Origin of the sequence: Geotalea uraniireducens Rf4, from assembly GCF_000016745.1 — a bacterium.
GTDB classification, from domain to species: domain Bacteria; phylum Desulfobacterota; class Desulfuromonadia; order Geobacterales; family Geobacteraceae; genus Geotalea; species Geotalea uraniireducens.
In genome coordinates this window covers 4,852,683-4,865,733 of the sequence record NC_009483.1, presented here as the reverse complement: position 1 = coordinate 4,865,733, position 13,051 = coordinate 4,852,683, and the positions used below count along the sequence as shown (strand labels likewise).

The 13,051-nt window shown below is 54.4% G+C and carries 14 protein-coding genes; 11 read left to right on the top strand and 3 right to left on the bottom strand.

Annotated elements, in window-relative coordinates; all coding sequences use genetic code 11:
* Nucleotides 1–100: 100 nt before the first annotated feature.
* The 11 genes from GURA_RS21380 to GURA_RS21330 all read left to right on the top strand — a co-directional run bounded on the left by GURA_RS21380 (nt 101) and on the right by GURA_RS21330 (nt 7,426).
* The gene (locus tag GURA_RS21380; protein WP_011940978.1) at nt 101–985 is read left to right on the top strand and encodes a flagellar hook-basal body protein; all 885 of its coding nucleotides are present in this window, start codon (nt 101–103) and stop codon (nt 983–985) included.
* Between the two features lie 302 nt (nt 986–1,287).
* Complete coding sequence (locus GURA_RS21375) at nt 1,288–1,788, top strand: flagellar basal body-associated FliL family protein (RefSeq protein WP_011940977.1); 501 nt, start codon at nt 1,288–1,290, stop codon at nt 1,786–1,788.
* Between the two features lie 11 nt (nt 1,789–1,799).
* A complete protein-coding gene (gene fliM / locus GURA_RS21370) occupies nt 1,800–2,786 on the top strand; it encodes a flagellar motor switch protein FliM (RefSeq protein WP_011940976.1) in 987 nt (328 codons plus the stop codon).
* Nucleotides 2,776–3,087, top strand: coding sequence for a flagellar motor switch protein FliN (gene fliN, locus GURA_RS21365; RefSeq protein WP_011940975.1), 312 nt, complete (start codon nt 2,776–2,778; stop codon nt 3,085–3,087). The genes fliM and fliN overlap by 11 nt, the downstream gene beginning before the upstream one ends.
* Nucleotides 3,084–3,572 (top strand): FliO/MopB family protein, encoded by a 489-nt coding sequence (locus tag GURA_RS21360; RefSeq protein ID WP_011940974.1) that lies wholly within the window; start codon nt 3,084–3,086, stop codon nt 3,570–3,572. The genes fliN and GURA_RS21360 overlap by 4 nt, the downstream gene beginning before the upstream one ends.
* 41 nt (nt 3,573–3,613) lie before the next feature.
* Complete coding sequence (fliP, locus tag GURA_RS21355; protein WP_049819016.1) at nt 3,614–4,324, top strand: flagellar type III secretion system pore protein FliP; 711 nt, start codon at nt 3,614–3,616, stop codon at nt 4,322–4,324.
* Nucleotides 4,325–4,535: 211 nt separating this feature from the next.
* Nucleotides 4,536–4,805, top strand: coding sequence for a flagellar biosynthesis protein FliQ (fliQ, locus tag GURA_RS21350; RefSeq protein ID WP_011940972.1), 270 nt, complete (start codon nt 4,536–4,538; stop codon nt 4,803–4,805).
* A gap of 2 nt (nt 4,806–4,807) precedes the next feature.
* Complete coding sequence (gene fliR, locus GURA_RS21345; protein ID WP_011940971.1) at nt 4,808–5,593, top strand: flagellar biosynthetic protein FliR; 786 nt, start codon at nt 4,808–4,810, stop codon at nt 5,591–5,593.
* A 9-nt stretch (nt 5,594–5,602) separates the two neighbouring features.
* Nucleotides 5,603–6,667 carry a flagellar biosynthesis protein FlhB gene (gene flhB / locus GURA_RS21340; protein ID WP_011940970.1) on the top strand — a complete coding sequence of 355 codons (1,065 nt, stop codon included), beginning with the start codon at nt 5,603–5,605 and terminating at the stop codon, nt 6,665–6,667.
* A 214-nt stretch (nt 6,668–6,881) separates the two neighbouring features.
* Nucleotides 6,882–7,142: a DUF4160 domain-containing protein gene (locus GURA_RS21335; protein WP_011940969.1), complete on the top strand. Its 261-nt coding sequence runs from the start codon at nt 6,882–6,884 to the stop codon at nt 7,140–7,142.
* Complete coding sequence (locus tag GURA_RS21330; protein WP_327049724.1) at nt 7,052–7,426, top strand: DUF2442 domain-containing protein; 375 nt, start codon at nt 7,052–7,054, stop codon at nt 7,424–7,426. The genes GURA_RS21335 and GURA_RS21330 overlap by 91 nt, the downstream gene beginning before the upstream one ends.
* 107 nt (nt 7,427–7,533) lie before the next feature.
* Here GURA_RS21330 and GURA_RS21325 read toward each other — a convergent pair whose 3' ends face one another.
* The 3 genes from GURA_RS21325 to GURA_RS21315 are packed head-to-tail and all read right to left on the bottom strand — an operon-like array spanning nt 7,534 to nt 12,955.
* Nucleotides 7,534–10,098: a glycosyltransferase family 1 protein gene (locus GURA_RS21325; protein WP_011940967.1), complete on the bottom strand. Its 2,565-nt coding sequence runs from the start codon at nt 10,096–10,098 to the stop codon at nt 7,534–7,536.
* 45 nt (nt 10,099–10,143) lie between these two features.
* Complete coding sequence (locus tag GURA_RS21320) at nt 10,144–11,508, bottom strand: sigma-54-dependent transcriptional regulator (RefSeq protein WP_011940966.1); 1,365 nt, start codon at nt 11,506–11,508, stop codon at nt 10,144–10,146.
* 16 nt (nt 11,509–11,524) lie between these two features.
* On the bottom strand, nt 11,525–12,955 hold the full coding sequence (locus tag GURA_RS21315; protein WP_011940965.1) for a sensor histidine kinase: 1,431 nt from the start codon (nt 12,953–12,955) through the stop codon (nt 11,525–11,527).
* Nucleotides 12,956–13,051: the final 96 nt, after the last annotated feature.

Genomic DNA, 13,051 nt, shown 5'->3' with positions numbered 1-13,051 from the left:
AACCTCGAACTTTTAAAGGGCTGGACCTCCCGGAGGAAGCCCGCGAACACCGACCGACAGAGGTGTTCGACAACAAACAGGCAGAACAAGGAGGCAACAAATGAGTATTACAGGTGCAATGTTTACCGGCGTGAGCGGCCTTTTGAACAACGGTGAGGCCATGAACGTCATCGGCAACAACATATCCAACGTCAATACCATCGGTTTCAAATACGGAAGGACGCTCTTCTCGGACATGCTTTCCGCTAATATCGGCAATGATTCGCAAGTCGGCCGCGGGGTGCAGATGCAGAAGGTTGAAAATATTTTCGGTTCGTCGTCTTATGAGAATACGGAAAATGTGACCGACCTGGGCATCCAGGGAAACAGCTTTTTTGCCCTGAAACCGCCGACCACCGCAGCGCCGGTGGCTGCCCAGAATGCCGCCCTCCTGAGCCGGGCGGGCGCCTTCCACGTGGATAAGACACTGACCATGGTAAATCCAGATGGCTACCAGGTGCTGGACACCGCCGGGAATCCGATCCAGTTTTCAAATACAGGCGCAGCCCCCGCCACGGATTTCGCGAAGATCGTGAAGATAGAGCCGAACGGGCTCATCACCTATCTTGCCCAGGATGGTATCACCACGAACTACTACAATGCCAGCGGGGGGGTGGGTGTTGCGACAACACCGGCCAATGCGGCAACCGTCCAGAGGCTGGCGGTGGTGAGTGCTGCCGATGTAACCGGCCTTGAAAAAGCGGGTGGGTCGCTGTACACGCCGACTGCGTCATCAGGGGTTTCTGCTGCCGCATTTTCCCTGGCAGGAAACCAGCCGAACGGAACCAGTGAGAAGATCCTCTCCAACTCCCTGGAACAGAGCAACGTGGACATGGCAAGCCAGTTCGTCAAGATGATCATCACCCAGCGAGCCTATTCGGCAAACTCAAAGACCATCACCACTGCAGATGAAATGACCCAGGAAATACTGAGCCTGAAACGCTAGGACGACGGAGAGTGGGAAGGCCGGCGCCAATAAAGCCCCGACCTTCCCACTTGCAGTAACTGCGTCAAAACCTTGACTGGCCTTCTTCAAAATCTTCATCCAATCTTTCCTCCTTTTCACAATTTCAGCGCATCGCAGATATGGATCATCCCTGCCAAAGCTTGTCTATCCTGCCGCTTGCGGTCAAGCACACCCTTTTTGCAAAAAACAAAATTATGACAGCCTCTGCTGGCATTGCGGTTGCAGTATAGTGGATGCTGAAGAAAACAGGCTGATATTACTGGAGAAAAGGAGATACAGGGATGGCTGAGCAAGTCAAGGACGAGAATACCCATAATGACAAGAACAAACTTATCATAATCGTGGGGGGCGTAATCCTGGCCGTTGTGGTGATAGCCGTTGCCGTCTTACTGATGAGCAAAGACGGTAAAGCCGAGAAAGTAGCAAAAGCCCCTGAAGCAAAGTCTGAGAAAAAGGGGGAAGGTGGAGAGAAGGGGACAAGTTCCACTGTCTATCCGCTGGACCCGTTTATCGTCAATATCTATGATGGCCAGGAAATTCGCTACTTGAAGATAAAAGTAGAATTCGAGATGGCCGGGCCTGAGGTCAAACCGGAAATCGACGCCCGTCAATCGGCGTTGCGCGATGCCATTCTGGTGCTTCTGACCACCAAGACCATGCGGGAGGTCCAGGACCTTCAGGGCAAGAATCAGTTGCGGGACGAGATCCTGGCCACAACCGGCAAAATTCTTTCTGTCGGCAGGGTAACGAAGGTTTACTTTACCGATTTCGTGGTGCAGTAAGGGTGGCTACGATGGAAAAGATCCTCACCAAAGACGAGATAGAGGCACTGTTGAGCGCGGTTTTTGACGGGAGCATCGAACCGGACAAAGAGTTGGCAAAGGTTGCCGGGCAGGCGAGCGCCTATGATCTCTTCAATTCAGATGCGCACAAGGGCTTTGTGCCTAATCTGGATATTATTTATGACGGGTTCATCCGCTACAACAGGGTTACCATGTCGAACCGCCTCGGTAAGATGGTGGATATCAAAAAAGACGGGGCGCGCACTTACAAGTTTGATGACTTCCTCCAGATACTCCCTTCACCCGTATGCATGGCCATCTACAAGATCGAGCCCTTGAAGGGGGCGGCTCTTGTAGCCATGGACAACACCCTTGTCTTTACCATCGTTGACAGCATCCTCGGCGGCACCGGTGCTCCCAGCATACCGAGCAACAACCGGTTGTTCACCCCCATCGAATTGCGGCTGATGGAAAAGATCGTCAAGGATGCACTAGTGGACATGGAAAAGGCGTGGGCGCCGCTTTTGGCGGTCAAAATGAATCTGCTGCGCATGGAGATGAACCCACGGCTCGTGAACATCGTCCCCTCGGAATACCAGGTGGTGACCATGTCGCTGAAGATCCAGATCGAGGAAACTGTCGGAACGATGATCCTTGCCGTTCCCTACATGACCATCGAACCGGTGCGTGACAAACTCAAGAGCGGCATGCAGGTCGACATGATGGCCGTCGATCCCCAATGGTCCTACCGGCTGTCCGAGGAACTGGCGGAGGCGCCGCTGGAAATATCGGTTGAAATGGGCAATTCGGTGATAACCCTTGATGAACTTCTGAACCTTGCTCCAGGAGACACCATCATGCTGAACAACCGTGGCCGGAGTGAATTGCTGGTAAAAGTAGGAGGGGTCAACAAGTTCACAGGGATACCGGGTGTGCGGGACGGCAACAAGGCGGTGAAAATAAGCCGAATTCTGCAGGGGGGAGCGAGTGGTGAATGAAAAAATAGACAGCGACGAACTCAATAACAACAGCCTGGAAGTGAAAAACCTGGAGTTCATTCTCGATATTCCGTTACAGCTGACGGTTGAGCTGGGGCGCACCAAGCTATTGGTGAAGGACATTTTGCAGCTGAACCAGGGGGCGGTGGTGGAACTGTCCAAGCTTGCCGGCGAGCCGCTCGACGTATTCGTCAATTCCAAACTGGTGGCCCGCGGCGAAGCTGTCGTGATCAATGATAAATTCGGCATCAGGCTTGTCGATATCGTCAGCCCCAATGAACGGGTGGAAAAGGTGCTATGAGACGAAGTGGATCCATATGCGGGGTATTGCTGACCCCCGTATCCGCTATTGCCGCGGATACGGGGGGAAACGCCGATTTCAGCCTGGCAGCCGGCTTTTTCCAAATGCTGGCATCGCTGGCGCTCGTGATCGGCGTTATCTTCGTAGTATATTACATATCCTGTCGCTGGCTTAAAATTACGCCGACAGTGAGAGGGGTATCCCGCTATATCAGGGTGGTCGAAACCCGTTTCCTGGCTCCGAAAAAATCGCTCCTGCTCGTGGAAGTGTCAGGAGAATATCTGTTGTTGAGCAACAGTGGCGACGGACTGCAACTTGTCAAGCAGATAGACATGCTGGAAGAGATCGAGGTGGTCGAAGAACGGACCAGTGCATCGCAAGTCTCCGCACAGCTCCGTGACAGGCTTGCGGCTCTGACGGCAGGGGTACCGTCCCGGTTGATGCGCTATGTGCCGTTACAGAAGAAACATGGTGAAGCGCTGTGAAATATGGGACCCTCTTTAAAACAGCCTTGATCCTGTTGTGCATGCTGACCGCAGCCTCGGCTTTTGCCGAGCCACTGGCGCTTCCAACAGTCAGCGTCGGCATGGGCAAAGTGTCCAAGCCTGCCGATGTGGCGGTGGTTCTCCAGATATTCTTCCTGATGACGGTTCTGTCGCTCGCTCCCGGGCTCTTGATGATGACCACGTCGTTCACGCGCATCGTCGTGGTCCTGTCATTTTTAAGAAATGCCATTGGTACGCAGCAGGCGCCTTCGAATCAGATCATCATCGGTCTGTCGCTGTTTTTGACCTTTTTCATCATGGCTCCCGTATGGCAACAGATCAACACCCAGGCTCTACAGCCCTATAAGGCGCAGACCATCAGCCAGGAAGAAGCTTTCAAAAGAGCTGTTGCGCCGGTCAGGAAATTCATGCTTTCGCAGGTAAGGGAAAAAGACCTTGCCCTGTTCTTAAGCCTTTCGAAACTCCCCCGTCCGAAAAACGCCGATGACATTCCTACCCTGACCCTCATTCCGGCATACATGGTCAGTGAGCTGAAGACCGCCTTCCAGATCGGTTTCCTGGTTTTCATCCCCTTTCTGGTGCTGGACATGGTTGTGGCATCGGTCCTCATGTCCATGGGGATGATGATGCTGCCGCCGGTCATGATATCACTCCCCTTTAAGATTCTCCTGTTTGTCCTGGTGGATGGCTGGGGACTCGTCATCGGCTCACTGGTCAAGAGTTTTGGATAAAAAAGGAATGAGGATAGAGAACAAAGGAACGAGGATAAAGGAACGAGGATAAAGGACAAAATAACCTCGAACCTCGAACCTCGTTCCTCGTTCCTCGTTCCTCGTTCCTCGTTCCTCGTTCCTCGTTCCTCGTTCCTCGTTCCTCGTTCCTCGTTCCTCGTTCCTCGTTCCTCGTTCCTCGTTCCTCGAACCTGATTTCCGGAGGTTTTTTATGACACCCGAACTGGTTGTCCAGCTGGCACGTCGCAGTTTTGAGGCGACGCTCCTTTTGTCTGCTCCACTCCTGATCTTCAGCCTGGTCGTCGGGTTGCTGATCAGCATCTTCCAGGCGGTTACCTCGATCAATGAGGCGACCCTCGCCTTTGCCCCCAAGATAGCGGCGGTCATGGTGGCCCTGGTCATCTTCTTCCCATGGATGATGAGCTACATGGGTGACTTTACCCGCGAGATTTACGGCATGATAGCAAATATGAGGCACTGACCGTGTTCCCCGCCATCCCTTTATCCACTATCAATGATCTTACGCTATTCAGTCTTGTCGTGGGGCGGATGGCCGGGCTATTCGCAGCAATTCCCCTGTTCGGCTCCAAATCCGTGCCGGTACGGGTCAAGGCCGCTGTCATCATGGTGATGGCCCTCCTTCTCTATCCGGTGATCAGGACGCAGATACCCCCCCTCCCTTCGGATTCCATCTCGCTGAGTCTCCTTGTCGTCCGCGAAACCTTGATCGGCCTCACCATCGGCATCATATCCCAGGCCATATTCGCCGCCGTCGAATTCTGCGGTCAGATCGTCGGCATGCAGATGGGCATATCCATGGCCTCTTTGTTCGACCCGAACACCCAGGCAAATGTCCCGACCGTGGCCCTGCTGCAAGGTATACTGGCAATGCTTCTTTTCCTCTCCCTGGGGGTTCACCATATTTTCATCCGTGCCATCGTGGAGAGTTACCGCGTTATTCCCGTGGGGGCTTGGCATATGAGCGGCGGTCTCATGCAATTCATCATTACTACTACCGGGGCGATCTTTATCCTGGCCATAAAACTATCAGCGCCGATAATGGTGGCGTTGCTGGCCACCAGTGTAGCCCTCGGCATAATGGCCCGCTCATTCCCGCAGATGAACATTTTTATGGTAAGCATGCCGCTCAACATCGGTATCGGTTTTCTGGCCCTCGGACTGTCGCTCTTGACTTTCCTCCGTACCTTGGAGAACGCGTTCGGCGGCATAGACGGGCAGATAAAGACACTCTTCAAGCTCCTCTCCTAGGCCTACCCCATGTCTGAACAGGACAAACATTCAAAAACAGAACAACCGACGGGGAAGCGGATCTCCGATGCCAAGGAGAAGGGGAACATCCCCCGAAGCCGCGACCTTACATCGACGGTTACCTTGATGGCCGGTATCATTGCCCTCTATGTTACCGGCGGCTTCATGTTTTCAACCCTGAAAGGCAGCGCTAAGGAGCTGTTGGCCGGTATCGCTACCCAGGACATGACCCAGGCTGGGGTCTATACCCTCATGCTGAAGCTCCTTTTCACCACGACACTGGTGCTTGCGCCGTTTCTCCTGGTGGTTGTCGTCGCCGGGCTCGTCGCCGAAATCAGCCAGGGAGGGATTTCAACATCATTCGAGAAGATCGGTTTTGATTTTGAAAAGTTAAACCCGGTTCAGGGCGTCAAGCGGCTTTTCAACAAGGATGCGGCAGTGCAGGTGCTCAAGTCGTTCCTGAAAATAGTGATTGTCGGTTACATGGCTTACCGGGTCATGCGGGACGAGGTAAATAATCTGATTTATCTGGTGGATATGGATATCGGCGGGATAACCGAGTTCATCGGCCATATTTCGTTCAAGATCGTCCTTCATACCTGTGGCGCCTTGTTCATCCTGTCCGTGCTCGATCTTATTTTTGTCAAGTGGCGCTTCATTGAAAACCTGAAGATGACCAAACAGGAGGTGAAGGATGAAAACAAGGATTCCGAGGGTGACCCTCATATAAAGGGGAAAATCAAGCAGAAGCAGTTTGAGCAGGCCCGTCGAAGGATGAGACTCATTATTCCCACTGCCGATGTGGTTGTAACCAACCCGACCCACTTTGCCGTGGCGCTTAAGTATGACAGACAGAAAATGGCCGCACCGGTGGTGCTGGCCAAGGGGGCGGACTTCCTTGCCCAGCGGATCAAGGAGATAGCCAGAGAGAGCAACATAACCCTGGTGGAAAACCGCTTTCTCGCCCGCGAGCTCTATGCCCAGGTCAAGGAAGGTGAGGAGATTCCGGAAGCCCTCTATGCAGCGGTGGCTGAGATACTGGCATATGTGTACAGCCTGAAAGGGAAGATATAGAAGATTGACAACCCAGGATGACTATGATTACCTCCCAGGTGCAGGAAAAGTGAATCCACCCACTTCGCCATTGAAATCACTTCATAAAAACCGTATTATCCTCAAAAACAAATACAAAAGTAGGGATAAAATTAAGAAGTTGGAATCGTTGTTTTTCGTCCGTGTCGTATGAAGATAAGGCGCTGAACAAACTGTTTTTTGGAGGGAAATAACCATGCCGACTATTTCCATGTTTTATGGAATTTTAATTCAAATGCACTGGCGTGAACACGCTCCTCCGCATTTTCACGCTTTGTATGGAGAATACGAAATCTTGATTGATATTCGTACCCTGGAGATATTTTCCGGAAACATTCCCAAAAGAGCCTTGGTATTGGTGTTGGAATGGGCGCAGGAGCACCGCGCCGAGTTAATGGAGGATTGGCAACTATGCGAACAGAATCAGACCCCCAAAAAGATTCAACCCTTGGCATGATTCCACCTGTTAATCCCCGCTCTCCCTGGCGTGTGGCCGAGGTTACCGCTTACCCGGGATTTCGGTTGAAAGTCCGCTTTTTGGATGGGCTACAAGGATGGGTAGAGATGAACGAACTCATCCATAGCCAAAGCGCTGGCGTGTTTTCAGCGCTGGCTGATCCCAATGTATTTGATAGGGTTTTTGTGGAATATGGCGCCGTGACGTGGCCGGGTGAGATTGATCTTGCCCCCGATGCCATGTATGACGCTATCAAAACCACGGGGATATGGCATCTGGCATGAACGGTATTCAGGGGGATTCCCTAGCGAGGCTGATAGGATGCTGGTGACTTGTTGACCATCATGGTCTGATCGAAGAACGTCAACAAGTTACCTGTTTCGTCCCTATCCTAACCCCAGAGAACGAGCTTCGGCTCATAAACGGTGCCAAGCTCATGGTGCCTGGGCATGACCCGCAGCATGAAGCCGTGCCTGCCGCAAAACCTGCAATCCAGCTCGCCTCTGAAGGAATGGCTTCCGTCGTCAATCTCGGAAACAGGTTCGAGGGGGACGATCTCGCCGCCGACAATGGCGCCGCGGGAATCGAGCACCCCGAAATAGACATCTGCGGCAATTTCCTGCAGCGGGATTTCGCCCAGAAAGATTCTGGCCGTGACGGGGATCTTCGTTCCGGCCATTATTTCCTGGGTCAGTTCTGCCTCCACCTCGTCAATCCTTACCTGGTGCCAGAGCCGCTGGATTTTTTCCTTCCATTGCGCCAGGTCCCTTGCCAGCAGCGATTCTTTACGGTTGAGCTTCTGCCACTGTTCATAAGCGGGGAGATAGAAGTTCTCCGCGTATTGCTGCACCATTCTGTCGGTACTGAATGTCGGACAGAGCGATTGCAGCGACGCCTTCACGCAGGTGACCCATCCGCGCGGTATTCCGTCACTGCCGCGGTCGTAAAAAAGCGGCACGATCTCTTTTTCCAGCAGATCGTAGATGGCCCTGCTTTCCACCTCGTTCTGGTAGTCCAGGTCGTCATAGACCTCCCCCCTGCCGATGGCCCAGCCGTTGTTCCCCCGGTATCCTTCACACCACCAGCCGTCGAGCACGCTCATGTTGAGGCCGCCGTTGAAGGCCACCTTCATGCCGCTGGTCCCGCTGGCTTCCAGGGGGCGCAGGGGGGTGTTGAGCCAGACGTCGACTCCCTGCACCAGGTGTCGGGCAACCGACATGTCGTAGTCTTCCAGGAAAACGATGCGGTGGCGGAACCGTTCCTGATGGGAGAGTCGGACAATCTGCCTGATCAGCTCCTTCCCCTGGTGGTCGGCAGGGTGGGCCTTGCCGGCAAAAACGATCTGCACGGGCCTGAGCGAATCATTAACGATCCGGGCAAGCCGCTCCGTGTCATGCAATAGCAGGGTGCCCCGCTTGTATGTGGCAAAGCGGCGGGCAAAACCGATGGTCAGGATGTCGGGGTCGAGGACTTCGTCTGCCACCGCAATCTCCTTGGCCGTGGCTCCTACCTGGCAGAGCTGCTCCTTGAGCCTCTTCCGCGCGTAATCCACGAGGTGCTCCCTGCCGTGTTTATGGGTGCGCCACAGCTCTCCGTCGGGAATCCGCGAAACCCTCCGCCAGACACCGGCATCGGTCGGGTCTTCCAGCCAGCGGGTCCCCAGGTAACGGATGAGGAGCCTTGCCATCTCACGGGAAAGCCAGGACTTGTTGTGGACGCCGTTGGTGATGGAGGTGAGCGGCAGGTGTTCCTCGGGGAGATCGGGCCAGATGTTTTTCCACATTTTCCGTGAAACCTCGCCGTGGAGCTGGCTGACGCCGTTGGCATGCCCTGTGAGCTTCAGGGCGAGGACCGCCATGCAGAAGGTTTCGTGGGGGTTTTTCGGGTTCTGACGCCCAAGGCCGAGGAATTCTTCGCGGGAAAGCCCCAGGCTGCGGTAGTAGCGCCCCATGTACTTCTCGATCAGGTCGGACGGGAAATGGTCGATGCCGGCTTCGACCGGGGTGTGGGTGGTAAAGACCGTCCCCGCCTTTACCGCCTCGCGCGCTTCGCTGAATTTCAGCTTACGATCTTCCATGAGGATACTGGTCCTCTCCAGGGCGAGAAAAGCGGCGTGACCTTCGTTCATGTGGCAGACATTTGGATCGATCCCCATGAGGTGAAGAGCCCTGACGCCGCCGATGGCGAGGAGTATCTCCTGCCTGATGCGCATGTCCTGATCTCCGCCGTAGAGGCGGGTCGTTATGTTCCGGTCTTCGGGGGAGTTCTCTTCCAGGTTCGTGTCCAGGAGGAAGAGGGGGATGCGACCCACCTGCGCCCTCCAGATATGTGCCTTCACCCTGTTCCCGGCCAGGTCCAGTTCAAAGGAAAGGGGGGCGCCGTCGGCACTGCGTTCCAGATGCAGCGGCAGGTTGTAGAAGTCGTTTTCCGGGTAGAATTCCTGCTGCCATCCTTCGATGTTCAGGTATTGACGAAAATATCCCTGGCGGTACAAGAGTCCGACGCCGACCAGCGGCAGTCCCAGGTCGCTGGCCGATTTGAGATGGTCGCCGGCGAGGATGCCGAGCCCCCCGGAATAGATGGGGAGCGACTCGTGGAGGCCGAATTCCATGGAGAAATAGGCAACCTTGAGATTTTTTTCCCCCTTGTGCAGCTTATCGAACCAGGTCTTGGCCGTGAGATATTCCGTGAGCTTGTCGTCAACCATGGCCAGGTGGGAGATGAAACCTTCATCGGACTTCAACCCTTCAAGGGTGGTCTGCTGAAGGATGCCGAGCATCTCCACGGGATTATGGCGGGTTTCCCGCCACAACTCGGGGTCGAGCCTCGTGAAAAGCTCGATGGCGTCCGGTTCCCAGCTCCACCAGAGGTTATAGGCAATGCGTTGCAGCCCCGCCAATTCCCTTGGCAGGGAAGGGGTAACAGTAAACCTGTGGAGAATCTTGCTGAAATTCATGAAAGCCTCCAGGTGTTGAATGCCGGGTCCAACATCACAACAACGTTACGGTTTTTCGATTCCGAACTTCTCCAGACGGTATTGCAGCGTCTTGTAACTCATCCCCAACAGGGGGGCGGCCTTGCTGATGATCCAGTCGGCCCTTTCCATGGCCTTCAGGATGAGATCCCGCTCCAGCTCTTCGATGGAAATGCCCTGCGGCGGGAATTCAAAGGGCAGTTTGCCGAGGTGCGTCATCTCTTCGTGCACTTCGGCCGGCAGGTCTTCCGGCTGGATATAATCGCTCTCCGCCATGAGAACCCCGCGTTCGATAACCGATTCCAGTTGTCGTACATTGCCGGGCCAGCTGTAGTTCATGAGGATCTTGAGGGCGGGTTTGGCAATCCCCTTCAACGAGATGCCTGATGCCGCGCTGTATTTTTTCACGAAAAAATCGGCCAGGGCGGCGATGTCGTTCCCACGTTCCCTTAGGGGCGGCAGGGTAACCCGTATCACATTGAGCCGGTAAAAGAGGTCCTCGCGGAAGTTCCCCTTTTTTATCTCTGCTTCCAGGTCCCGATTGGTGGCGGAGATGATGCGCACGTCTATCGGGACATTGACCTTGCCGCCGACCCTGCGGATCTCCTTTTCCTGGATGGCGCGCAAAAGCTTGGCTTGCATGGCCACATTCATCTCGCCAATCTCGTCGAGAAATACCGTACCACCTTCGGCAGCCTCAAACAGGCCGATCTCACGGCTTGCGGCGCCGGTAAAGGACCCTTTTTCATGGCCGAACAGTTCGCTTTCAATGAGGGTGTCGGGGATGGCAGCGCAGTTAATGGCAAAGAAGGGTTTGCCTTTCCGGGGGCTCCCGTCGTGGACCGCCTTGGCAATCAGCTCCTTGCCGGTTCCCGATTCGCCGTAGATGAGTACGGTGGAACTGGTCGGCGCAATCTTGCTGATGATCCGGGCGACCTCTTTCATCTTCGGATGCTCGCCGATCATGTTGGGGAGGGCCATGGTTTCTTTAAGCTTTTTATGGAGCAGCGTGTTCTCGTGGAGAAGATTGATGTGCTCGAAGGCGCGCTGCACGGTCAACAGGAGATCCTCCCGCTCCAGGGGCTTTTCCAGATAATCGAAGGCCCCCATTTTCATTGCCTCAACCGCGGAGTCGACGGTACCGTGAGCAGTCATCATCACGACGCACTGCCGGTTGTTTTCGCCAAGGATCTTCTCCATGAGTTCCATGCCGGACATCCCCTGCATCTTCAGGTCGGTGAGGATCAGGTCGAATTCGGCGCTTTCGAGTTCCTTGAGCGCCTCCCTGCCTCCCGGTACGGTGACGATACGGTATCCCTGTTTCTGGAGGATGGCGCTGAGAATCTCCCGCTGTCCCTTTTCATCGTCTACTATCAAAATACTGCCGGGCATACAAATTCTCCTGAAATTAAACCTCACCCTGCTTTTTCATCGGCAGGATGATGGTAAATGTCGTTCCGTTGCCGAGTTGGCTTTCAACCACCATCTCGCCGCCGTGCTCCTTGATGATGCGTTCGGTTATGGCCAGCCCGAGGCCGATGCCGGCCTCTTTCGTGGTGAAATAGGGCTGGAAGATCTTGTCGATGTCATTGGGCGCTATTCCCGACCCCTGATCGGCAAAGGTGAGGCGGAACAGGTTGTCCCCGGCGACGAAGGCCGCCCCGAGGGTTATCTTTCCCCCGTCGGGCATGGCCTGAGCGGCGTTGGTTATGAAATTGAACAGGCAGTTGCGCATCAGTTCGGGATCGACCTGCATCGGCGGCAGGTCGGCGGGGATATCCTCTACCACCTCGATGTGCTGTTCGTTCAGCTTGTCCTGTAAAAGCGGCATGGCCTTGGAGATCAGCTCCGGGTAGCGCACTTCATGGAGACGCAGCTTGAGCGGCCGGCCGTAGTTCATGAAGTTGAGGACCATGTAATTGGCCTTGCGCACCTCTTCCTTGATGTTGTCGGCTATGGATTCCAATTCTTTGCCGCGCTCAGGACAGGAGGGGAGCAGTTCGCTTTTCAGGTGATCTATGGCCAGGCTGATATAATTGAGGGGGTTCCTGATTTCATGGGCGATTCCCGATGCCAGCTGTCCCACCTTGGAAAGGTGCTCCGCCTCATAGAGGCGCTTTTCCAGATGCTCCTTTTCCCGAAGCTTCTCCACCAGTTCATTGAAATTTTCAGCCAGTTCGCCGATTTCGTCCTTGCTGTCCAGCGGGAATGTGACCGACAGGTCGCCGGCCGAGACTTTTTTTACCCCCGCCGCCAGCCTGTGGATGGGGTCGGTATACCTTCTGGCGAGGAAGATGGTGAGAAAAATGCCGAACATGAAAATCATGCAGGTGGCAACCAGTCTGCGGAGAAAATTGGCGTGCTGGATATCCCGTATGTTGTCCAGCAGAAGGTTGATCTGCACGTAGCCGAGCTGCTCGTCGCCGACGATAACCGGGACGACCAGGTCGTAAGGGCGAAGGGAATGTGAGCCTGTGGCACCTTTGCCCTTGCGCGAGGCCTTGAGGCCTTTTTCCAGTTTTTTGATCTCACGCATTTTCCCGACCTTGTCAGGGTCCGACGAGTTGATGATCTCCCCTTCGTTGTTGATGATGTTTACCTCATTGATACCCTTGTTTCTGGCCTGCTGCAGATAATCCTTCAGGCGCAAGGATTCCACATCGGTTTCGGATGTCAGATCTTCAACGCTCAACTGGATAGCCTTGGAAACCTCGGTGGAGCTTTCCTGCATCTCCTGAACCAGGTCGTTCTGGCTGTACTGGTTCATGAGGAAAAGAATCAACGTGGCGATGATCAGCAGGGAAAGCATCATCATCACCAGCTTTGTATTGAGTTTCATGGATCAACGACCTTTTTTCGTAATTATGCGTAAACAGAAGTGATTATACATCAGGGTACCCTGGTAGACAAGGAGTATGTCCCGGCGACCGGAGGC

Bases quoted from the DNA above. Each gene is read 5' to 3' on its own strand.
- fliQ (WP_011940972.1), top strand. From the start codon at position 4,536: ATGACACCCGAACTGGTTGTCCAGCTGGCACGTCGCAGTTTTGAGGCG.
- GURA_RS21325 (WP_011940967.1), bottom strand. From the start codon at position 10,098: ATGAATTTCAGCAAGATTCTCCACAGGTTTACTGTTACCCCTTCCCTG.
- GURA_RS21315 (WP_011940965.1), bottom strand. From the start codon at position 12,955: ATGAAACTCAATACAAAGCTGGTGATGATGATGCTTTCCCTGCTGATC.
- GURA_RS21375 (WP_011940977.1), top strand. From the start codon at position 1,288: ATGGCTGAGCAAGTCAAGGACGAGAATACCCATAATGACAAGAACAAA.
- GURA_RS21330 (WP_327049724.1), top strand. From the start codon at position 7,052: ATGGGCGCAGGAGCACCGCGCCGAGTTAATGGAGGATTGGCAACTATG.
- flhB (WP_011940970.1), top strand. From the start codon at position 5,603: ATGTCTGAACAGGACAAACATTCAAAAACAGAACAACCGACGGGGAAG.
- GURA_RS21335 (WP_011940969.1), top strand. From the start codon at position 6,882: ATGCCGACTATTTCCATGTTTTATGGAATTTTAATTCAAATGCACTGG.
- fliM (WP_011940976.1), top strand. From the start codon at position 1,800: ATGGAAAAGATCCTCACCAAAGACGAGATAGAGGCACTGTTGAGCGCG.
- GURA_RS21320 (WP_011940966.1), bottom strand. From the start codon at position 11,508: ATGCCCGGCAGTATTTTGATAGTAGACGATGAAAAGGGACAGCGGGAG.
- fliP (WP_049819016.1), top strand. From the start codon at position 3,614: ATGCTGACCGCAGCCTCGGCTTTTGCCGAGCCACTGGCGCTTCCAACA.
- GURA_RS21360 (WP_011940974.1), top strand. From the start codon at position 3,084: ATGAGACGAAGTGGATCCATATGCGGGGTATTGCTGACCCCCGTATCC.
- GURA_RS21380 (WP_011940978.1), top strand. From the start codon at position 101: ATGAGTATTACAGGTGCAATGTTTACCGGCGTGAGCGGCCTTTTGAAC.